At 34.8% G+C, this 21,471-nt stretch carries 17 protein-coding genes and 1 pseudogene; 12 read left to right on the top strand and 6 right to left on the bottom strand.

The window, feature by feature from the left end; translation table 11 throughout:
* Positions 1–17 precede the first annotated feature (17 nt).
* From A6J68_RS08825 to A6J68_RS08815, 3 genes are all read right to left on the bottom strand, one after another.
* Positions 18–854, bottom strand: a complete 837-nt coding sequence (locus tag A6J68_RS08825) for a sugar ABC transporter permease (RefSeq protein WP_001035401.1) — start codon at positions 852–854, stop codon at positions 18–20.
* A complete protein-coding gene (locus A6J68_RS08820) occupies positions 854–2,224 on the bottom strand; it encodes a carbohydrate ABC transporter permease (RefSeq protein WP_001035541.1) in 1,371 nt (456 codons plus the stop codon). Before A6J68_RS08820 ends, A6J68_RS08825 begins: the two co-directional genes overlap by 1 nt.
* Before the next feature lie 97 nt (positions 2,225–2,321).
* Positions 2,322–3,569, bottom strand: coding sequence for an extracellular solute-binding protein (locus A6J68_RS08815; RefSeq protein ID WP_000414616.1), 1,248 nt, complete (start codon positions 3,567–3,569; stop codon positions 2,322–2,324).
* 255 nt (positions 3,570–3,824) lie between these two features.
* Between A6J68_RS08815 and A6J68_RS08810 the strand changes: the two genes are divergently transcribed.
* From A6J68_RS08810 to A6J68_RS08790, 4 genes are all read left to right on the top strand, one after another.
* Positions 3,825–4,853 carry a LacI family DNA-binding transcriptional regulator gene (locus A6J68_RS08810; protein ID WP_000256313.1) on the top strand — a complete coding sequence of 343 codons (1,029 nt, stop codon included), beginning with the start codon at positions 3,825–3,827 and terminating at the stop codon, positions 4,851–4,853.
* Positions 4,854–4,973: 120 nt separating this feature from the next.
* Entirely contained in the window at positions 4,974–6,470 is a 1,497-nt protein-coding gene (gene malQ, locus A6J68_RS08805) for a 4-alpha-glucanotransferase (RefSeq protein WP_000745456.1), read from the top strand.
* Between the two features lie 11 nt (positions 6,471–6,481).
* Positions 6,482–8,746 carry a glycogen/starch/alpha-glucan family phosphorylase gene (gene glgP / locus A6J68_RS08800; RefSeq protein WP_000197731.1) on the top strand — a complete coding sequence of 755 codons (2,265 nt, stop codon included), beginning with the start codon at positions 6,482–6,484 and terminating at the stop codon, positions 8,744–8,746.
* A 414-nt stretch (positions 8,747–9,160) separates the two neighbouring features.
* Positions 9,161–10,534 carry an MFS transporter gene (locus tag A6J68_RS08790; protein ID WP_000914221.1) on the top strand — a complete coding sequence of 458 codons (1,374 nt, stop codon included), beginning with the start codon at positions 9,161–9,163 and terminating at the stop codon, positions 10,532–10,534.
* A gap of 157 nt (positions 10,535–10,691) precedes the next feature.
* Here the strand turns inward: A6J68_RS08790 and A6J68_RS08785 are convergent.
* Positions 10,692–10,998 (bottom strand): annotated as a pseudogene (locus tag A6J68_RS08785) (hypothetical protein).
* Between the two features lie 162 nt (positions 10,999–11,160).
* On the opposite strand from A6J68_RS08785, the gene A6J68_RS08780 reads away from it, so the two are divergent.
* Positions 11,161–12,147, top strand: a complete 987-nt coding sequence (locus A6J68_RS08780; protein ID WP_001290912.1) for a rhodanese-related sulfurtransferase — start codon at positions 11,161–11,163, stop codon at positions 12,145–12,147.
* A 36-nt stretch (positions 12,148–12,183) separates the two neighbouring features.
* Here A6J68_RS08780 and A6J68_RS08775 read toward each other — a convergent pair whose 3' ends face one another.
* The gene (locus A6J68_RS08775; RefSeq protein ID WP_000683741.1) at positions 12,184–13,311 is read right to left on the bottom strand and encodes an NAD(P)/FAD-dependent oxidoreductase; all 1,128 of its coding nucleotides are present in this window, start codon (positions 13,309–13,311) and stop codon (positions 12,184–12,186) included.
* A 103-nt stretch (positions 13,312–13,414) separates the two neighbouring features.
* On the opposite strand from A6J68_RS08775, the gene A6J68_RS08770 reads away from it, so the two are divergent.
* From A6J68_RS08770 to A6J68_RS08745, 5 genes are all read left to right on the top strand, one after another.
* On the top strand, positions 13,415–14,434 hold the full coding sequence (locus A6J68_RS08770) for an ammonium transporter (RefSeq protein ID WP_001873999.1): 1,020 nt from the start codon (positions 13,415–13,417) through the stop codon (positions 14,432–14,434).
* Between the two features lie 324 nt (positions 14,435–14,758).
* Positions 14,759–15,565, top strand: a complete 807-nt coding sequence (locus A6J68_RS08765) for a transporter substrate-binding domain-containing protein (protein WP_000037656.1) — start codon at positions 14,759–14,761, stop codon at positions 15,563–15,565.
* Between the two features lie 82 nt (positions 15,566–15,647).
* Positions 15,648–16,151 (top strand): YkgJ family cysteine cluster protein, encoded by a 504-nt coding sequence (locus A6J68_RS08760; protein ID WP_000249815.1) that lies wholly within the window; start codon positions 15,648–15,650, stop codon positions 16,149–16,151.
* Positions 16,152–16,254: 103 nt separating this feature from the next.
* The gene (gene rpsU / locus A6J68_RS08755) at positions 16,255–16,431 is read left to right on the top strand and encodes a 30S ribosomal protein S21 (RefSeq protein WP_000048058.1); all 177 of its coding nucleotides are present in this window, start codon (positions 16,255–16,257) and stop codon (positions 16,429–16,431) included.
* Between the two features lie 137 nt (positions 16,432–16,568).
* A protein-coding gene (locus A6J68_RS08745; RefSeq protein WP_370657101.1) for an IS3-like element IS861 family transposase occupies positions 16,569–17,914 on the top strand; the annotation gives its coding sequence in 2 pieces (ribosomal slippage) (positions 16,569–17,025 and positions 17,025–17,914; 1,347 coding nt in all).
* A gap of 49 nt (positions 17,915–17,963) precedes the next feature.
* Here A6J68_RS08745 and mscL read toward each other — a convergent pair.
* The gene (gene mscL, locus A6J68_RS08740; protein ID WP_000588846.1) at positions 17,964–18,341 is read right to left on the bottom strand and encodes a large conductance mechanosensitive channel protein MscL; all 378 of its coding nucleotides are present in this window, start codon (positions 18,339–18,341) and stop codon (positions 17,964–17,966) included.
* A 189-nt stretch (positions 18,342–18,530) separates the two neighbouring features.
* Between mscL and dnaG the strand changes: the two genes are divergently transcribed.
* Together dnaG and rpoD are read left to right on the top strand one after the other, a co-directional pair.
* On the top strand, positions 18,531–20,339 hold the full coding sequence (dnaG, locus tag A6J68_RS08735; RefSeq protein WP_000540259.1) for a DNA primase: 1,809 nt from the start codon (positions 18,531–18,533) through the stop codon (positions 20,337–20,339).
* A 7-nt stretch (positions 20,340–20,346) separates the two neighbouring features.
* On the top strand, positions 20,347–21,456 hold the full coding sequence (rpoD, locus tag A6J68_RS08730; RefSeq protein ID WP_000818341.1) for an RNA polymerase sigma factor RpoD: 1,110 nt from the start codon (positions 20,347–20,349) through the stop codon (positions 21,454–21,456).
* Positions 21,457–21,471: the final 15 nt, after the last annotated feature.

The raw sequence follows: 21,471 nt of genomic DNA, 5'->3' as shown, positions 1-21,471 counted from the left end.
TTTAAATTATCTGAAGATTATTTTACAGATCCACCTGTAATACCTTCAACATAGTATTTTTGCATGAACATGAAAAGTATTGTGATTGGAATTGCAATAATAACAGATCCTGCTGTAAATGACATGAACCACTGGTTGATGGTATCTTGTTGCAACATTGAAAAGAGACCAATAGCGACTGTGTACTTGCTCGTAGCATCACCTAAAATAACTTTTGCAAAGATAAAGTCCATCCAAGGGCCCATAAAAGCGATTAATGCAGTATAAACGATAATGGGTTTTGACAATGGTAGGGTGATTTTAAGGAAAATATCCAAACGGGTCGCCCCATCAATCATAGCAGACTCATCCAAAGAGTATGGAATAGTATCAAAGAAACCTTTTGCGATGTAGAAGGTTAATGCTGCTCCTGCAGAATAGACAAATATTAAAGCGGTTAATGTTTGGTCTAGATTTAGAGCTTTTAGGATGTAGTAAACTGCAATCATTGACATGAACCCAGGAAACATATTCAAGACTAAAGCTAGCTTTAGGAAACCATTACGGTGTTTGAATTTGATTCTGCTGAGAGAATAAGCCATTGCTACAGTGATTAAAGTTGATAGTATACAAGTACATGTAGCGACAAATAATGTATTTAAGAACCATTGACCAAATGGGAATGTGTTTTGGGTGAAGAGTTTAGCGTAGTTGTCTAATGTCCAAGTTTTAGGAATAAAGTAGTTGACAAAGGCACTTCCTTCACCACGGAAGCTTGTGAGAACGACCCAAACAATGGGAAAGAGCCACATAATTGATAGTACTATCAATAAAATATAAACAAAAGTAAGGTTAAGACGTTTTTTCTTATTCATTATTTAGCTGCCCCTTCCTTGTAAGAATTTGTTCTTGTGTAAGCTAGTAAACTAAATACTGCTGAAAGAATAAAGATTAAGATACCAACAACAGATGCTAAGTTATAATCTGCAGCAGTTACTGTCAAATTGTATAGCCAAGTGACAAGTAAATCGGTGCTACCTGCTTGGTAGTATGTTGAGTTTGTTGGTCCACCTTGAGTGAGTAGGTAGATAACGTTGAAGTTGTTAATATTTCCGATAAATTGTTGAATTAAAGTAGGAGTCATAATCAACAAAATTTGTGGGAAAGTAATTGATTGAAAGACTTGGAACTTATTCGCCCCATCAATTTCAGCAGCTTCAATTTGTTCTGCAGGTAAATTCATGATGATACCAGTAGCAACAAGCATTGTTACAGGAATACCAACCCACATATTAACAAAGATGATTGAGAATTTCGCCCAGACCGGATCAGAAAGGAATGGAAGGGGATGTGCTGAAGAAATAAGTCCCCATTTTATTAACAAGGCGTTAACCGGTCCAGCGTCACTTAAGAGGTTTCTCATGATTAAGAGAGAGATAAATTGAGGGACAGCCATGGTAATAACAAAAATAGTACGCCACATCTTTTTGAATTTCAAACCTTTTGTATTAATTAGTAAGGCAAGAATAATACCAAAGAAGAAATTCGTTACAGTAGCGAAAACAGCCCAAATTAATGTCCAAGATAGAACAGGGAAGAAAGTACTGGCCATACGCCCGCTAAAGATATTACCGAAGTTAGCAAAACCAACCCAGTCAAATAAACTTTTTGGCGGTAAGTGGTTATGATCATAGTTAGTAAATGCCAAACAAATCATATAAACTAACGGAAGGATTGTAAATAGAAGCACCCCTATTAAAGGAATAGACATTAAAGTCATATGGAAGCGTCCATCTGTCAAGCTTTTAATATCTTTTTTGAAGGATGGAATTTCTCTTCCTTCTTCTTTCAAGGTCAATAAATGTGCTGCGCTTTTAATGTTTGACCAGTAAATATAGGCAAATACGCAACAGAAGATAAGCGAAGCTAATCCAAAAATTAGCATTAACATAGAGTTATCACCTTGTGTCGCAACTTGGATTTTAATACCATCCACAGTTTTAGTTGTCATACCTTGTTCTTGGGTCCCTAAGGAAATAAGACCTTTTACAGCTGGGATAACTTGGTAAACAAAGGTAATTAAAAACAGAATTTCACTGATTAAAAATAAAAGTCCCTTGACAATTTGTTTATTTTTGAGGTTAGCAAGTCCCATAATTAAGAATGATAGTTTAGTTGCTAAATCACCTTTTTGAAAGACCTCTTTTAGGGACATACCATCAAGTGAGATCAGTTTTTTATTCATAATGGTCTCCTTTAATTGTTATTTTACAAAATAAGAGATGGGAAGCACTCTCAATTGAAAGGAAGAGTACTCACCTCATCTCATTACTCTAGACGTACTATTTTGTTTTAGCGATGTCTTTATCGAATTGTTTTAGACGTTTAAGGTAATCGCTAGATTTGATTTTACCACTGTAAGTATCGCTAAGAATAGCAGCACTTTCTGTCCAGAATGTTGACATTTGACTCAACTTAGGCATAACCGTTGTATATTTATCTGAGCTACCCATTTCGATAACTGCTTTTGCAAGTTCATCTTTTTGGACGCTATCAGAAGATTGAATTGATGAGTTAGCAGGAACGATATGACGTTTTTCGAATTGAATTTTTTGACTTTCAGCATTAGTTAGATATGCAGCGAGTTTGTAGCTAGCTGAGATTCGTTTAGTGTTTGAACCAGCAGGTGCTTGGTTAACGGCATAAAGTTTAACGCCCAAGAATGCTTTTTGTTGAACTTCTTTGTCACCGATTTTCATTGTTGGGTAAACAGCAACACCGATTTTATCTTCACCGACAGCTTTTTTAGCAGCGTCGTAATCCCATGGTCCACTTTCAAAAGCATGAACAGAACCATCGCCAAATTTAGACATTGTATTTTCAGCTGTCAAGTTGACAAAACCATCATTTTTCTTTTGATCTGCAATCCATTTAAGGACAGAAACACCTGCTTCATTACCCCAGTTAGTGCCTTTAGCATCTTCACCAGATTTACCAAATAAAGTGTCGCCTACAGAAAGGAAAAGAGGACCTGTTACATATGAGTTAGCTGCTTTAAGCTGTTGACCGAATTTCCCTTTGCTTGTAATTGTTTCGTATGATTTAACGTCGTCAGCAGTTAACTTTGTTTTATTATAATAAAGAACTTGAGATTCAATACCAAATGGGAATGCATAAGTTTTCCCTTTATATTGTGCACCAGTAAGTGATTGTTTAGTGTCGTTTTTAGCAATTTCTTTTGAGTATTGCTCTGGAATTTCTTGGATAACACCAGATTCTACTAATTGACCAAGTTGGTCATGTGGAAGTGAGAATACATCGGCTGCCTTGCTTGGGTCTTTTTTTACGTTTTCTTGAGCTTTGGAGTCATTAGACTCAATCATTTTTACAGTAACGCCTTTGTTTTCCTTCTCGAATTTTTTAACAATTGCTTTATAAGACGCTTTTGAATCTGTTGGGACCCAAAGTTTGATAGTTGTTTTTGAAGCAGCATCAACTGAGTTAGAGTGAGTAGCAGCAATTGCTCCTCCTGCAACTACTGAAAGAGCAGCAGTACTAACAAGTAATTTTTTCCAAGTATTTTTTTCCATTTTGGTTCTCCTCCTAGAGAATATTTTAATTACACCTATATTATGCAACCGTTTGCAAAAAAAGTCAAGTCTTTTTTTAAAAAAAATAAGAAAAATAAAAAAATAATATCAATTAATACTAAATGAGAAGATTATTTTAGTGAGAGTATTACATTTGCAGAGAAGGCAAACGTTTGTTTTTTTCTTAGATTAGAGTATAATAGACAAAGGACTATACCAAAAGGTATAAAATGATTAGAATGAAGAGGTCGTAGGATGGTAACTATAAAAGATGTTGCTGCCAAAGCTGGTGTTAATCCATCGACAGTAAGTCGTGTACTAAAAGATAATGAATCTATTTCAAGTAAGACGAAAGAGCGCGTGAAAAAAGCTATGGAAGAGCTGGGCTATGTTCCTAATGTTGCAGCACAAATGTTGGCTAGTGGTTTAACGCAAAATATTGGAGTTATTTTTCCTCCACTGGTTTTACCAGACCGCTTAAGTGAACCCTTTTTCATGGAGATTCTTTCTACATTAACTAATGAAGCAAAAGAGCATGGGTTTACAGTTTCTATTGCAACAAGTATGTCTTCTGAGGAGTTGTTAGAACAAGTAAAATTAATGCATCTACAAAAACGAGTGGATGGTTTTATTGTTCTCTATTCGGATCAAAAAGATCCTATCAGAGAGTATTTATTAAAATATAAACTGCCCTTTGTTGTTGTTGGTGCTGCTAATGGCTATGAAAATGAGATTACTTATATTGATAATGATAATCAGCTGATGGGGAAATCTGCCATTGATTATCTCTATAAAAAAGGACATAAAAGCATCCAGTTTGTTACAGATGATTTAAATTCAGAAGTATCAGAAGAGCGCTATTTAGGGTATTTTAAAGGTGCTAGAAAGTTAGGTTTAAACCAAAAGCCAGCTCTTTTATTTGACAGAGGCAATCCGCAAGTTTTAGAGGAATTTATAAATAGAGTCAAAGAAGAAGAAACAACTGCTTTAATTGTTATTGGTGATACTGTCTCTGTTAGAGTAATGCAATTTCTTTCTTTCTATAAATTAAAAGTTCCAGATGACATTTCTATCATGACCTTTAATAATTCTCTCTTCTCACATCTGATTCATCCTTACCTAAGCACATTTGATATTAATGTTAATAATCTAGGAAGGACAAGCGTTCGTCGTCTGATTGACATCATTAAATCTCCAGACAAAGTCTTTAGTGAGACTATTATTGTGCCTTTTACTTTAGAAGAGCGTGAAAGTGTCCGAGATATTTCTAAAAATAATAATTAAGCTATGATATAAAGACTTCTATCAATTTTCGATAGAAGTTTTTTTAAATTATGCTTGACTTATGCAATCGCTTGCGTTAAGATGGAGGAGTAAAGTAAGTAATCGAAAAGGAGAATCAATATGAAAAAACGTGCAAGTGGTGTCTTAATGCACATCACTTCTCTACCAGGTGATTTAGGTATTGGAACATTTGGACGAGAAGCCTACGCTTTTGTTGATTTTTTGGTCGAAACTGATCAAAAATTTTGGCAAATTCTTCCCTTAACAACAACAAGCTTCGGGGACTCTCCTTACCAGTCTTTTTCTGCAGTAGCTGGTAATACACATTTAATTGATTTTGATTTGCTAACGCTTGAAGGTTTCATTTCGAAAGATGACTACCAAAATATTAGTTTTGGACAGGATCCAGAAGTTGTTGATTATGCTGGTCTGTTTGAAAAACGCCGTCCAGTTTTAGAAAAAGCAGTTAAAAATTTCTTGCAAGAAGAGAGAGCTACGAGAATGCTATCTGATTTCTTGCAAGAAGAAAAATGGGTAACTGATTTTGCTGAATTTATGGCGATTAAAGAACATTTTGGTAATAAGGCGCTTCAAGAATGGGATGACAAGGCTATTATACGCCGCGAAGAAGAAGCCTTAGCAGGATATCGTCAAAAGCTTAGTGAAGTGATAAAATATCATGAAGTAACGCAATATTTCTTTTACAAACAATGGTTTGAGTTAAAAGAATATGCTAATGATAAAGGGATTCAAATTATCGGTGATATGCCAATCTACGTTTCTGCCGATAGTGTAGAAGTTTGGACAATGCCTGAACTGTTTAAATTAGATTGCGACAAACAACCACTTGCTATTGCTGGTGTACCAGCGGATGATTTTTCTGACGATGGTCAGCTTTGGGGCAATCCTATTTACAATTGGGATTACCACAAAGAGTCAGATTTTGACTGGTGGATTTATCGTATTCAATCTGGTGTTAAGATGTATGACTATTTGCGTATTGATCATTTTAAAGGTTTTTCAGATTATTGGGAAATTCGAGGAGATTATCAAACAGCTAATGATGGCTCATGGCAACCAGCTCCCGGTCCAGAATTATTTGCAACTATCAAAGAAAAATTAGGTGATTTACCTATTATTGCTGAGAATTTAGGCTATATTGATGAGAGAGCAGAGAGATTACTGGCTGGAACAGGGTTCCCAGGTATGAAAATCATGGAATTCGGTTTTTATGATACAACAGGAAATAGTATTGATATTCCTCATAACTACACAGAAAATACAATTGCATATGCTGGAACTCATGATAACGAAGTTATTAATGGCTGGTTTGAAAATCTTACAGTCGAACAGAAAGCTTATGCAGAAAATTACATGCGTCGTTTGCCAAATGAGCCCATTACTGAGACTGTACTGCGTACCTTGTATGCAACCGTTAGTCAAACAACGATTACATGTATGCAAGATCTACTAGATAAACCTGCAGATAGCCGTATGAACATGCCAAATACCGTTGGAGGTAACTGGCAATGGCGTATGAGAAAAGAAGACTTAACAGAAAATCGCAAAGCATTCTTAAAAGAGATTACAACTATTTATAATAGAGGGAATAAATAAGGAATATTATCATGACAAGAAATTTTACAACTTACGTTGGACAACAAGGAAAAGTATTATCAGAATTAACAAATGAAGAGATTTACGTTGAATTGTTAAATTTTGTAAAAGAAGAAGCTGCCGCTAAATCAAAAAATAGCTCTCAACGTAAGGTATACTATATTTCAGCTGAGTTTCTAATTGGTAAATTACTTTCAAATAATTTGATTAACTTAGGGATTTATAAAGATGTCAAAAAAGAGTTAGAACTTGTAGGTAAATCAATTGCTGAAATAGAAGATGTAGAGCCAGAACCATCACTTGGTAATGGTGGTTTAGGGCGTTTAGCATCATGTTTTATTGACTCGATTTCTTCTTTAGGTATTAATGGTGAAGGTGTTGGTTTAAACTATCACTGTGGGCTTTTCAAACAAGTATTTCGCAACAATCAACAAGAAGCAGAAGCTAACTACTGGATTGAGAATAATTCTTGGTTAGTACCAACAGATATTTCTTATGATGTTCCTTTCCGTGACTTTACTTTAAAATCACGCCTAGATAGAATTGATGTATTAGGTTATAAGAAAGATACTAAAAATTATTTGAACCTTTTTGATATTGATGGACTTGATTATAACCTTATTGAAAAAGGTATCACTTTTGATAAGACAGAAATCAAGAAGAATTTAACCTTGTTCTTGTATCCAGATGATTCAGATAAAAATGGAGAATTATTACGTATCTATCAGCAATATTTCATGGTCTCAAATGCTGCTCAATTATTAATTGATGAAGCAATCGAGCGTGGTTCAAACCTTCATGATTTAGCTGAATATGCTTATGTTCAAATTAATGACACTCACCCATCTATGGTCATCCCTGAGTTGATTCGTTTATTGACAGAAAAACATGGTTTTGAATTTGACGAAGCTGTGTCAGTTGTTCGCAATATGGTTGGCTATACAAACCATACCATCCTTGCAGAAGCTCTTGAAAAATGGCCTTTAGAGTATCTTAATGAGGTAGTACCCCACCTAGTAACAATCATTAAAAAATTAGATCAAATGATTCGTGAAGAGCAAACAAATCCAGAGGTTCAAATTATTGATGAAGCTGGACGTGTTCACATGGCGCATATGGATATCCACTTCTCAACAAGCGTTAATGGTGTAGCAGCATTACATACAGAAATCCTTAAAAATAGTGAATTAAAGGTTTTCTATGATATTTACCCAGATAAGTTTAACAATAAGACAAACGGTATTACATTCCGTCGCTGGTTGGAGTTTGCTAACCAAGATTTAGCAGATTACTTGAAAGAACTAATTGGGGATAGCTATCTTACTGATGCGACTCAGCTCGAAAAATTGTTAACTTATGCTGATAGCAATGAAGTTCATGATAAATTAGCTGCTATTAAATTTAAAAACAAACTGGCTCTTAAACGTTACCTTAAGGAAAATAAAGGTATTGAATTGGATGAATACTCAATTATTGATACACAAATCAAACGATTCCACGAATATAAGCGCCAACAAATGAATGCTTTATATGTTATTCATAAATACTTAGAAATTAAACGTGGGCATTTCCCATCACGTAAATTAACAGTTATTTTTGGTGGTAAAGCTGCTCCAGCCTATACTATTGCACAGGATATCATTCACTTAATTCTCTGCTTATCAGAATTAATTAATAATGATCCAGAAGTTAATAAATACCTTAATGTCCATTTAGTAGAAAATTACAATGTGACAGTAGCGGAAAAGTTAATCCCTGCAACAGATATTTCGGAACAAATTTCATTGGCTTCCAAAGAAGCATCTGGTACAGGTAACATGAAATTTATGTTGAATGGTGCTCTTACTCTTGGTACTATGGATGGGGCAAATGTTGAAATAGCTGAATTAGCTGGCAAAGAGAACATCTACACATTTGGTAAAGACTCTGATACTATCATTAATCTTTATGAAACATCTGGTTATCGTTCAAAAGATTACTATGATAAAGACAAAGTAATTCGTGAAGCTGTTGATTTTATCATTAGTGATGATATAGTGTCACTCGGTAATGCAGAACGACTAAAGAGATTGCATGATGAGTTAGTAGGTAAAGATTGGTTCATGACATTGATTGATTTGAAAGAATACATTGCTGTTAAAGAACAAGTGCTTGCTGATTATGAAGATTATGAATCATGGAATAAGAAAGTTATACACAATATTGCTAAAGCAGGGTTCTTCTCATCAGATCGTACAATCGAACAATATAATCAAGATATTTGGCATTCAAATTAAAAAGTCTCTAAAAGTAAGGTTTTCAACCTTACTTTTTTCTTGTCTAATAAAACTATAAGTATTTATTTTTGTCCGTAGACTTTAAAAATAGAACTGAGCAGAACTTATTCTAAATATTTAATTGCATGTGTATTTATATTCTATATAATATAAAAATATGCACTCTGTGATACTTGGTTATAGGGTGTTTTAATTTTTGAAATATAAACTAAAATTAAAAAATATAATTTGATTTCAAAATACAGAAAAATCAGATAAAAAGCTTATAATATAGTATTATCTACACTTTAAAGAGTATTATCCACATTTAAAAAAATAAGATAAAATGATAAAAAATAAATTATTAATTAATTGACAGTGTGAATTCATAGTTGTATAATTAAACACATCTAAAAATCGGAAAGGTAATTTGCTATGTTGAAAAAACTATTTGCACCCCCTCAGAAAAGAGAACGTTTATCAGCTGAGGAAATTAAGCATAAATATCCTCGTTATCGTGTACAAGTCCTTATTTCTATTTTTGTAGGTTATATGGGATACTATTTTGTTCGTAATACGACTTCAATTTTATCTGGTATCCTTAATATGTCTGCTACTGAGATTGGTATTATTACCTGTGCTAGCTACATTGCTTATGGTCTCTCTAAATTTATTTCTGGTTTGATTTCAGATGAATCGAATTCTAAAATTTTCCTTCCAGTTGGTTTGTTTCTTACAGGACTAGTTAATGTGTTAATCGGTGTTATTCCATCTGTAATTACTAGTATCTGGCTCTTTACTATCATGTATCTTATTAATGGTTGGTTACAAGGGATGGGATACCCTCCTGGAGCGCGTACATTAGTCTATTGGTATGATAATAAAGAAAGAATTAAATATGCTACCATTTGGAATTTATCTCACAATTTTGGTGGAGCAATAGCGCCGATTTTAACTGGTGTAGGTCTAGCTCTTGCTGGTAATGATTCTCTTAATCAAGCGCGTGCTGCTTATTGGTTTCCAGGGGTGGTGGCTTGTCTTTTGGCTGTTCTTGTTTACTTTTTACAAGAAGATACTCCAGAATCTATCGGACTTCCGCCTATAGAAGAGTATCATAAAGAGCAATATACTAATGTTGTGGATTCAAGTGACATTTTAGAAGAGCCTGAAGTTTTGGGTATGGGCGAAATTATAAAAAAATATATTCTACCAAATACTAAACTGATGTGGGCATCCTTGTATTCAATATTTGTATATATTTTACGTTACGGTATTGTCTCATGGACTCCTAAGTTTTTAGCGACGAGTGTGCAAGATGGTGGAAAAGGTATTACTGCAACAGCTGGTATGGGTGGTTTTTCACTTTTTGAAATAGGTGGTATTATTGGGATGCTAACAGCAGGATATCTATCTGCCAAAGTGTTTAAAAACTCTAAACCTTTAACCAATGTAGCCTTCTTAGTTGTAGCAATCTTATTACTAGCTGCCTATTGGTTTATTCCAGCAGGACCTCAATATATGGCATTAGACTTCATTATTTTACTAGGTTTGGGGGCATCAATCTACGGTCCTGTTATGATGGTTGGCCTGTATGCTATGGAGTTAGTTCCAAAAGCAGCAGCTGGAGCAGCTTCAGGATTGACTGGCACATTTAGTTATGTCGGAGGAGCAACGATCGCTACTCTAGCTATTGGTATTATTATTGACCACTTTGGTTGGGGAGTAGCATTTATAATATTTGGTATTTCTGGATTTGCGGCTATTGTCTGTACCTTGCTTTCAAGAGATAAGAGTCTAGAGTATTGGTGATATTATTTGGTAAAAGTATCATTTAATATTTAGTGAGATAAGTTATGAAAAAAGGCCTCTTGAAAGAGACCTTTTTTGTTTTAGATAATCTATTTGTTGAATTAATTAGTGATATCGATTGTTTTTAATAGATAGTTTCTACCTAGTTAAAATAAAACTACCCCATTAATAATGATTCAATTTTAATGTCATATTCAGGGTAGTGTATGCTTAAATGTTCGATAATCACATGATAAATTTGTGTGATTTTTGCTCTTTTTTCTGGGAAGTCATGACCAATATAGTGGAAGGAACATTCTATCGTTAAAAAGAGCTCATGGAATAAGGTATTGACTTCTTCTAAAAGTTCTAAAAGTTTTTTTATCTTCAGTAATAAACGCAGGTGCAGTATTGATTTCATCAGCCCAAGCATCTACAGGTCTAAGTGGATAAGTACCGTATTCTAGACATAATTCATAAGTCATAAAAGTCCTCCTAGTCTTTTACTATTTTAACATATGTGTGTTCTTAAGAAGAATAATTTGTCTTTAAAGCAAAGAATATGTCCTAAGCGTATTTTTTGCTATGTTGTAAGGAGTCGTTATATAATGAAGTATACTAACTTATTTTGCAGATGAGGAGAAAAAATGTCAGAAAAAATCAGAGTTTTACTCTATTATAAATATGTTTCAATTGAAAATGCGGAAGAGTACGCTGCGAAACATCTAGAATTTTGTAAATCTATTGGGCTTAAAGGTCGTATTTTGATTGCGGATGAGGGGATTAATGGAACTGTTTCTGGAGATTATGAAACAACTCAGAAGTATATGGATTGGATCCACAGCGATGAGCGTTTTGCTGATCTTTGGTTCAAGATTGACGAGGAAAATCAACAAGCTTTCCGTAAAATGTTTGTTCGTTATAAGAAAGAGATTGTGCACCTTGGGTTAGAAGATAATAACTTTGATAGCGATATTAATCCTTTGGAAACAACAGGTGAGTATTTAAATCCTAAACAATTTAAAGAAGCCTTGCTTGATGAAGATACTGTTGTTTTAGATACGCGTAATGATTATGAGTATGACTTAGGTCACTTCCGTGGAGCAATTCGTCCTGATATTCGCAATTTCCGTGAGTTACCACAATGGGTACGTGACAACAAAGATAAGTTTATGGAAAAACGTGTTGTTGTGTACTGTACCGGTGGTGTTCGTTGTGAGAAATTCTCGGGTTGGATGGTTCGAGAAGGTTTTAAAGATGTTGGACAATTACACGGTGGTATTGCAACATATGGAAAAGATCCGGAAGTTCAAGGTGAACTTTGGGATGGTGCGATGTATGTTTTTGATGATCGTATCTCGGTGCCAATTAATCATGTTAATCCAACTGTTATTAGTAAAGATTATTTTGATGGAACACCTTGTGAACGTTATGTCAATTGTGCAAATCCGTTTTGTAACAAACAAATTTTTGCTTCAGAAGAAAACGAAGCGAAGTATGTTCGAGGGTGCTCGCCTGAATGTCGTGCACATGAACGTAATCGCTATGTGCAAGAAAATGGTTTATCACGTCAAGAATGGGCAGAACGTTTAGAAGCTATTGGAGAATCCTTACCTCAAGTAGCAAATATTTAATATTAAAAAATCGCTAGCAATAAAGCTAGCGATTTTTTAGCAATCACAATTGACATCGCAACAAGCTAGGTTATCAAGGTACATTTGATTTTCTTTAAAGAATTCAAGGGTATCTTCGTCTAATATAATCCCTTCTCGTTGTGCGATATGATTAATAACAGGGACAAAGCGCTGTCTGAATTTATAAATATAGCAGAAAATAGTATCTCTTTGTCGTAAGCTTGGACCAATTAAGAAACAGTTATTAACGATAGTAGATTCGTCATCTTCAGTAACTATTGGCAACTGATTTTTATCGTATTCAAATAAAGCGATTCCGTCAATGAGATGACAGGTATTTAGAAAACCTGTGGAAAGAATAGGTTTATGGAAAGACTCCGCAGTACTACCGTCATCAAAAGTAACTTGATATTGTTTTCCAATTTGTTTAATCTCAATGGCTTTCTTGCCTTCAGAGATACTATAATATTCTTTTTTGTGGTCTTGTATATGTTTTAAACGTTCTTTAGTTAGGGGGGATAAAGAGATGCTTGGATCGGGATTGCTCTCTTTACGACCAAACGTATCTGTATATAATTCGACTTGATTTCCCAAATATACTAGATGTGTTAGTGCATCACAAGCACTTTCGTTTCCACCAATGATGATAAATGGATTGTCAGATTTGATATGGAAATTATCAACTTGACCATAGTGCATTCCTAGATCTGCACCTTTAATATCAATGGTATTTGGATTTTGAAATTCTCCTGTTGCCATAATAAGATAATCAGCAGAAAAATCTCCCTTTGAAGTTTTAATAACAAAAAGGCTATCTCGTTTATCAATAGATAGAACAGATGTTTCGTTTTGGATAGGGAGATTATAATGAGCAGCAACTAATTGTAAGTAGCGTGCATATTCCACTCCAGAAAGATGTTCTTTTTCAAATGAGAAAGCAGGAGAAGTATCTGGAATAACAGCGTTTAGATCTGGAAAACCAAAGCCATTGGTAGTGAAGGAAGGTGTGATAAATTGTGTTGTTCTGGGCCATCTTAAAAAAGATTCTCCAATGTGCCCTTTTTCAATGATAAGAAAATTTGTAAGTCCTAATCGTTGCATGGCAGAACCAAAACCGATTCCTGCAGCGCCTGCACCGATAATTATGGTTTGATAATGTTTCATGTCTTCTCCTTGACAAAAATAAATGTGTAAGATAAAATACTTAACCAGTTAACAACAATACAGTTTAACAAATAAAAGAGTGTTTGTAAAGAAAGGACTATTTGTGTTTTTACTATTATGTATTTTATCGATGTGGCTCATGATTTTTGGGGTTGCATTCTATTACTTTGGGTCGCTACATCAATCATTGACTTCAAGGATTATTTATCAGTTTGTACTTACTGTTTTGCTAACGACAACAGCTTGGTTCATGGGTGCCTATTTTTTAGCATTTGAAGGTCATTTTAAAACTGTCTTTCAATTCCAAGAAGCAGATGGTAAACAAATTGTAAATTGTTTATTTCAACTTTGTTTCGCCCTTTACGCAGTAGTAATGCTTATTGGGTCAATTATTGATAGAGTTCAGACGAAGCGACTTTTATTAGCTGTTGTTTCTTGGCTTTTCTTGGTGTATACGCCCTTAGCTTATTTAATTTGGAATTCAGAGGGTGTTTTTGCAAAGATGGGAGTACTTGATTTTTCAGGCGGAATGGTCGTTCATTTATCTGCAGGGCTTTCTTCGTATATTTTAGCTCATGTTATTGGCAAGAGTGAACATCAGCACAATAAGGTTAAAAATGATAGTCTCTTTTTAGGAATGATACTTATTACATTTGGTTGGTTTGGATTTAATATGGGTCCAGTTGGTGAGTGGAATTCACAAGCCATTATGATACTTTTAAATACTATATTTGCTATTATAGGTGGTGGTTTGGCGTGGACATTGGCTGCTAAGTGGAATGGTGAGGAAGAGAAAACAGGAAGCTTATTGAATGGCATTATTGTTGGTCTTGTGACGAGTACAGCAGGAGTTGGGTATCTCTTAACTTGGCAATTATTAGCTGTAACATTCTTTGCATCCCTCTTCACCTACTTTGTAACGGATTACGTTGCGAAAGCTTTTGCCATTGATGATGTCGTTTCCTCCTTTGGAATGAATGGTATTGGGGGATTGTTGGGAAGTTTAGGAGTTGGTCTCTTTAAATTATCACATATGCCAGTTCAACTGTTAGCATTAGCTACCACAATTCTTTTGTCAATTATAATGACCTATATCATATCTAAAGCGATTTTTAGAAAATAATAAATAAGGTTGAGATGTACATCTCAACCTTATTTATTATTTTAGCAAGGAGAGTGACTAAATCGAATTATTATCATTTTCTTACTAGACAGCAACTGTACAAGGTTCTGAAAGTTAGTTGATTATTAATGATAGTTAGCATTTTTTAAGAATTGGAATACTTTTAAAAGGTGATTGTTTTAATTAGTTATAGTTGTTATTAAAAATCGTCTAACAGCAAGCATAGTTATCGGTGTAATTTACTGAATTTTTATTCAAAAAAACTTGACTTATGTATAAAGATGATTTATACTTGTTCCTATCATAATAAAAGGAAGATAGTTTATGTCAAAAAAAATAATATTAGGAATTTTATCTCTTTTATCTGTCGTTACTTTGGTGGCGTGTGGTTCATCAGACAAACAGCTACAAGATAAAGTTGAGAAAAAAGGGAAGTTAGTTTTAGCGGTGAGTCCAGATTATGCTCCCTTTGAGTTTAAAGCGCTTGTTAATGGGAAAGATAAAGTTGTCGGCGCAGATATTGAGTTAGCTCAAGCTATTGCTGATGAGCTTCATGTCAAACTAGAGGTATCTCCTATGAGTTTTGACAATGTTTTATCAAGTTTACAAACAGGTAAGGCTGATATGGCTATTTCTGGATTATCATATACTAAAGAGCGTGCTAAAGTCTATGATTTTTCAAAACCTTATTACACTACAGAAAATGCGGTTCTTGTTAGGAAGTCTGATTTAGGAAAATATACTTCAATCGAAAGCCTTAAAGGTAAAAAAATAGCAGTACAAAAAGGAAGTATCGAAGAGGGAGTTTCTAAGAAATCATTCAAAAATTCTCACGTCGTGTCACTGACAGCGATGGGAGAAGCGATTAGTGAGTTAAAATCAGGCAAGGTAGAAGCTGTTGATTTAGAAAAACCCGTAGCTGAAGGTTACTTGGCCCAGAATCCAGACCTTGTTCTTGCTAAGTTTGCCCTTAAAACAGGAGAAGGGGATGCTAAGGCTGTAGCTTTACCTAAAGACAGTGGAAAAATGTTGAAGACTGTTAACAAAGTGATAAAGAGACTTGAAAAAGAAGATAAATATAAAGTTTATATTTCAGATGCGGCTAAATTAACTGGCAATCAAGTTGAATAATATTAAAAAGCCTAGTCATAGGCTTTTTTGGATGTTATAATATGGCTTGACTAAGAATAATAGCATAAAGGCAGAGGAATATATGGTTCAGGGTTCAATTAATATTGAAAAATATAAAGATTTGGCGCTCCAAAAACAAGGCGAGCATCGTAAATTTTTAGCAAGTTTAAAAAAGAAAGCTCCTAAAAACTTAGATAAAATAGTCCAACAGATACATCAAGAGGTTTTTCAAGAAATTGATTGTACAGCATGTGCTAATTGTTGTAAAACTTTGGGTCCTCTATTTACAGAAGCTGATATTTCTAGGATTTCTAAACATTTCCGGATGAAGTTATCGGCTTTTGAAGATTTATTTTTAGAAGTAGATGAAGATGGAGATAAAGTATTTAAAGCGATGCCTTGTCCGTTTTTAGGCGATGATAACTTATGTAGTATATACGATGTCAGACCTAAAGCTTGTCGTGAATTTCCACATACTGATCGTAAGAAAATCTATCAAATTAATAACTTAACGATAAAAAATACTCTTACTTGTCCAGCGGCATACCTTTTTGTGGAAAAATTGAAATCACGTATAGGGAAATAATAACCCAGAGAAAGTATCATAAAAATATTGACAATCTGCTTTTATTTGGGTATCCTAGTAAGTGAACGTGAAAATGTTACAATATCTTGAGGAGGTGAAACATATGTCAAAAACAGTAGTACGTAAAAACGAATCACTTGACGATGCACTTCGTCGTTTCAAACGTTCTGTGACTAAAGCTGGTACTCTTCAAGAATCACGTAAACGTGAATTCTACGAAAAACCTTCTGTAAAACGTAAACGTAAATCAGAAGCAGCTCGCAAACGTAAAAAATTCTAATTAGATAGAATATGAAAAAACAGTTCAGAATTGAGCTGTTTTTTCATATATTATAACTATAAGTTAATAAAAAAACTCGGTAATGAACTGCACCCCAAAAGTTAGACAAAAAATCTAACGATTGGGGTGCTTTTCTGATGAAATTAAGTTATGAAGATAAACTAGAAATATACGAGTTAAGAAAGATCGGGATGTCCTGGTCTCAGATTAGTCAACGATATGATGTTCGTATCTCGAATCTTAAATACATGATAAAACTCATGGATCGGTATGGTGTAGAAATCGTCGAAAAAGGTAGAAATGAGTATTATCCACCTGAATTAAAGCAGGAAATGATAGATAAAGTCTTGATTCATGGTTGTTCTCAACTCTCTGTTTCTCTTGATTATGCTCTCTCTAATTGTTCTATACTCACAAATTGGCTTTCCCAATTTAAGAAAAATGGTTATACTATTGTTGAGAAAACAAGAGGGAGACCGAGTAAAATGGGACGTAAGCGTAAGAAAACTTGGGAAGAAATGACAGAGCTCGAGCGACTTCAGGAAGAAAATGAGCGCTTGAGAACGGAGAATGCCTTTCTAAAAAAGTTGAGGGATTTGCGCTTGAGGGACGAAGCCTTACAGAGCGAACGGCAGAAACAATTAGAGAAATGGTCACAGGAGGATTCCGACTAGACCTCTTACTTGAGATAACTAAGATAGCTCGTGCAACTTACTATTATCAACTAAAGAAACTGAATAAACCAGATAAAGACAAAGCAATCAAATCTGACATTCAATCCATTTATGATGAACATAGAGGAAACTATGGCTATCGTCGGATTTATTTAGAACTGCGAAATCGTGGCTTTGTCATCAACCACAAAAGGGTGCAAGGCTTGATGAAAAGTATGGGCTTGACTGCTCGTATTCGTCGTAAGCGCAAGTATGCCTCTTACAAAGGTGAGGTTGGTAAGAAGGCTGATAACCTGATTCAACGCCAGTTTGAGGGGTCGAAGCCCTATGAGAAGTGCTATACCGATGTGACGGAGTTTGCTTTACCTGAAGGGAAACTTTATCTATCGCCTGTTCTTGATGGCTATAACAGTGAGATAATTGATTTTACCCTGTCTCGGTCTCCTGCCTTGAAACAGGTTCAAACCATGCTTGAGAGGGCTTTTCCTGCGGCTTCATACAGCGAAACCATTCTCCACAGCGACCAAGGCTGGCAGTACCAGCACAAGTCCTACCATCAATTTCTGGAGGACAAAGGCATTCGTCCTTCTATGTCACGGAAGGGGAACAGTCCTGACAACGGTATGATGGAATCTTTCTTTGGGATTCTAAAGTCTGAGATGTTCTATGGCTTGGAGAAGTCTTACAAATCACTTGATGACCTTGAGCAAGCTATCACAGATTACATTTTTTACTACAACAACAAGCGAATCAAAGCAAAACTAAAAGGACTTAGTCCTGTGCAATACAGAACTAAATCCTTCACTTAAAATAAATTGTCCAACTTTTGGGGGTCAGTACAGTAATCCGAGTCTTTTATTATTTGTTAGCGAGTAAGTCGCGGATTTCAGCAAGTAATTGCTCTTGTGTTGGTTCAACAACTTCAATAATTTCTTCTTCAGCAGGTTTCTTAGCCATAACCTTGTTAGCAGCTTTAACGATGAAGAATAAAGTAGTACCAACGATTAAGAAATTAATAACTGCACTTAAGAAATTACCGTAAGCAACACCATTCCATGAAAGCTGTGCGATATTTGAAACGCCAGCAGCTTTTAATACAGGATTAAGGATAAGCGGTGTAATAACGTCTTTAACAAGTGAAGTGATGATAGCATTAAAAGCTGCACCTAAAATAACAGCAACAGCAAGGTCTAAAACATTACCCTTAAATAAAAATTCTTTTAGTTCTTTAATCATGTGAACAAGCTCCTTAATATTATTTAATTCACGTTCATTATAGCAGATTTCTTTTGAGAAATCCAAGTAATAGGTTTCAAATTATCTGTAAATTTTTATATTAAATCAGTGAAGAAGAAATCCTTGAAAAAGCTTTTGAAAAAATTTACACAGAAAAGAAAAAATGATATAATCAAATGTAAAACTATAATGGGTTATTTCTGTGGAGGTCATGACTTGGCAATTGATAAAGAAAAAATTTCTGAAATCAAGAACAGTGTTAACATTGTTGATGTCATCGGTGAAGTTGTCGGTTTGACAAAAACAGGACGCAATCATCTTGGTTTATGCCCATTTCATAAAGAAAAAACGCCATCTTTTAATGTTATCGAAGATAGGCAGTTTTTTCATTGTTTTGGTTGTGGTCGCTCTGGTGATGTCTTTAAATTTGTGGAAGATTACCAACATATTAGTTTTTTAGATAGTGTACAAGTTCTAGCTGAACGTTCAGGAATACCTCTAGATACTAATTTTAAGGGGCAAGTTCCTAAAAAACCTAAAGCTAATCAGTCGCTTTTAGATATTCATAGAGTTGCTTCGGGATTTTACCATGCCTATTTAATGACAACTAATGATGGTGAACGCGCTAGACAATACCTTGCCGAGCGCGGAGTGACAGAGGACTTAATTAAACATTTTCAAATAGGATTATCGCCGGGAGGGCAGGATTTTCTATATCGTCGTCTGGCAAAAGAGTTTGATGAAAAAACTTTGATGTCTTCTGGTTTGTTCAATTATTCAGAAAATAGCAATCAGTTTTACGATTCATTTAATAATAGAATTATGTTTCCGTTAACTAATGATATTGGTGAAGTCATTGCGTTTTCAGGACGAGTTTGGACTCAAGAGGACATTGATAGAAAACAAGCTAAATATAAAAATTCTCGTGCCACCCCTATTTTTAATAAGTCTTACGAGCTTTACCATTTAGATAAAGCGCGTGCTGTAATTAATAAAGCACACGAAGTTTACCTAATGGAAGGCTTTATGGATGTTATTGCAGCTTATCGTGCAGGAATTGAGAATGTTGTTGCTTCTATGGGGACCGCTTTAACCAATGAACACGTTAGACACCTTAAAAGATTTACTAAGAAAGTTGTTCTGACTTATGATGGTGATAGAGCTGGTCAAAACGCAATTGACAAGTCTTTAGAACTGCTATCAGATATGACTGTTGATATCGTTAGGATACCTAATAAAATGGACCCTGATGAATTTCTACAAGCAAATTCAGCAGAAGATTTTAAACAACTCTTAGAAAATGGGCGCATCAGTAATACAGAGTTTTATATCCACTACTTAAAGCCTGAAAACACCGATAATTTACAATCTGAAATTGCTTATGTTGAAAAAATAGCGAAATTAATTGCTAAATCTCCATCGATAACAGCACAAAATTCATATATTACAAAAGTGGCTGAACTCTTGCCAGATTTTGATTATTTTCAAGTAGAACAATCGGTTAATAACGAACGATTGCATCATAGAAGTCAACAGCAAGCTTCATCTTCAGTACAAACAAGTGCTACAGTGCAATTACCACAGACAGGTAAGTTATCAGCTATCACTAAAACAGAAATGCAATTGTTTCATCGATTATTGAATCATCCCTACCTGTTAAATGAATTCCGTAATAGGGATAATTTTTATTTTGATACAACAGAAATACAAGTTTTATATGAGTTGCTAAAAGAAAGTGGTGAGATCACGTCTTATGATTTATCACAAGAAAGTGACAAAGTTAATCGTACTTATTATATAATTTTAGAGGAACAATTACCTGTAGAAGTATCTATTGGAGAGATTGAAGCCGTCGAAAAGGCACGTGACCGTTTATTGAAAGAACGTGATTTAAGAAAACAAAGCCAGTTAATTAGACAATCTAGTAATCAAGGTGATGAAGAAGGAGCCTTGGCTGCATTAGAAAATTTAATTGCTCAAAAAAGAAATATGGAATGAGGAACCTATGGCAGAGAAAAAAGGAAATACAACTTTTAATGTTCAAGTTGCGGATTTTATTCGCAATCATAAAAAACAAGGTACTGCAATTGATGATGAGGTAACAGAAAAACTTGTTATTCCTTTTGTTTTAGATGCAGATCAAATTGATGATTTGTTAGAACGATTGACAGACGGTGGCATTTCAATCACAGATAAAGAAGGCAATCCTTCAACAAAGTATGTGGTAGAAGGGCCAAAACCTGAAGAATTGACTGATGAAGAGCTCATAGGAAGTAATTCTGCTAAAGTCAATGACCCAGTACGTATGTACTTGAAGGAAATTGGTGTTGTTCCTCTTTTAACGAATGAAGAAGAAAAAGAATTGGCTGTTGCGGTTGCTGAGGGAGATTTAATGGCTAAACAACGTTTAGCTGAAGCAAACCTTCGTCTTGTTGTCTCAATTGCAAAACGTTATGTTGGACGTGGAATGCAATTTCTTGATTTAATTCAAGAGGGTAACATGGGGCTCATGAAAGCTGTTGATAAATTTGATTATTCAAAGGGATTCAAATTTTCAACTTATGCAACATGGTGGATTCGTCAAGCTATAACACGTGCAATTGCAGATCAAGCACGTACGATTCGTATTCCTGTTCATATGGTTGAAACGATTAATAAATTGGTCCGTGAACAACGTAATCTTCTTCAAGAACTTGGTCAAGATCCAACTCCTGAGCAAATCGCAGAACGCATGGATATGACACCAGATAAAGTACGTGAAATCCTAAAAATTGCTCAAGAGCCGGTATCGCTAGAAACGCCAATCGGTGAGGAAGATGATAGCCATTTGGGTGATTTCATTGAAGACGAAGTTATTGAAAATCCAGTAGATTATACTACACGTGTTGTTCTTCGTGAGCAATTAGATGAGGTTTTAGATACTCTTACTGACCGTGAAGAGAATGTTCTTCGTTTACGCTTTGGTCTTGACGATGGTAAAATGCGTACGTTAGAGGACGTAGGTAAAGTATTTAATGTTACTCGTGAGCGCATTCGTCAGATTGAAGCTAAAGCCCTTAGAAAACTTCGCCATCCTAGTCGTAGCAAGCAACTTAAAGATTTCATGGAAGATTGATTGCTTCTCGATAAT

It is taken from the genome of Streptococcus sp. 'group B', assembly GCF_002073795.1.
GTDB lineage: Bacteria > Bacillota > Bacilli > Lactobacillales > Streptococcaceae > Streptococcus > Streptococcus agalactiae.
This window is presented reverse-complemented; position numbering and strand designations above follow the sequence as displayed.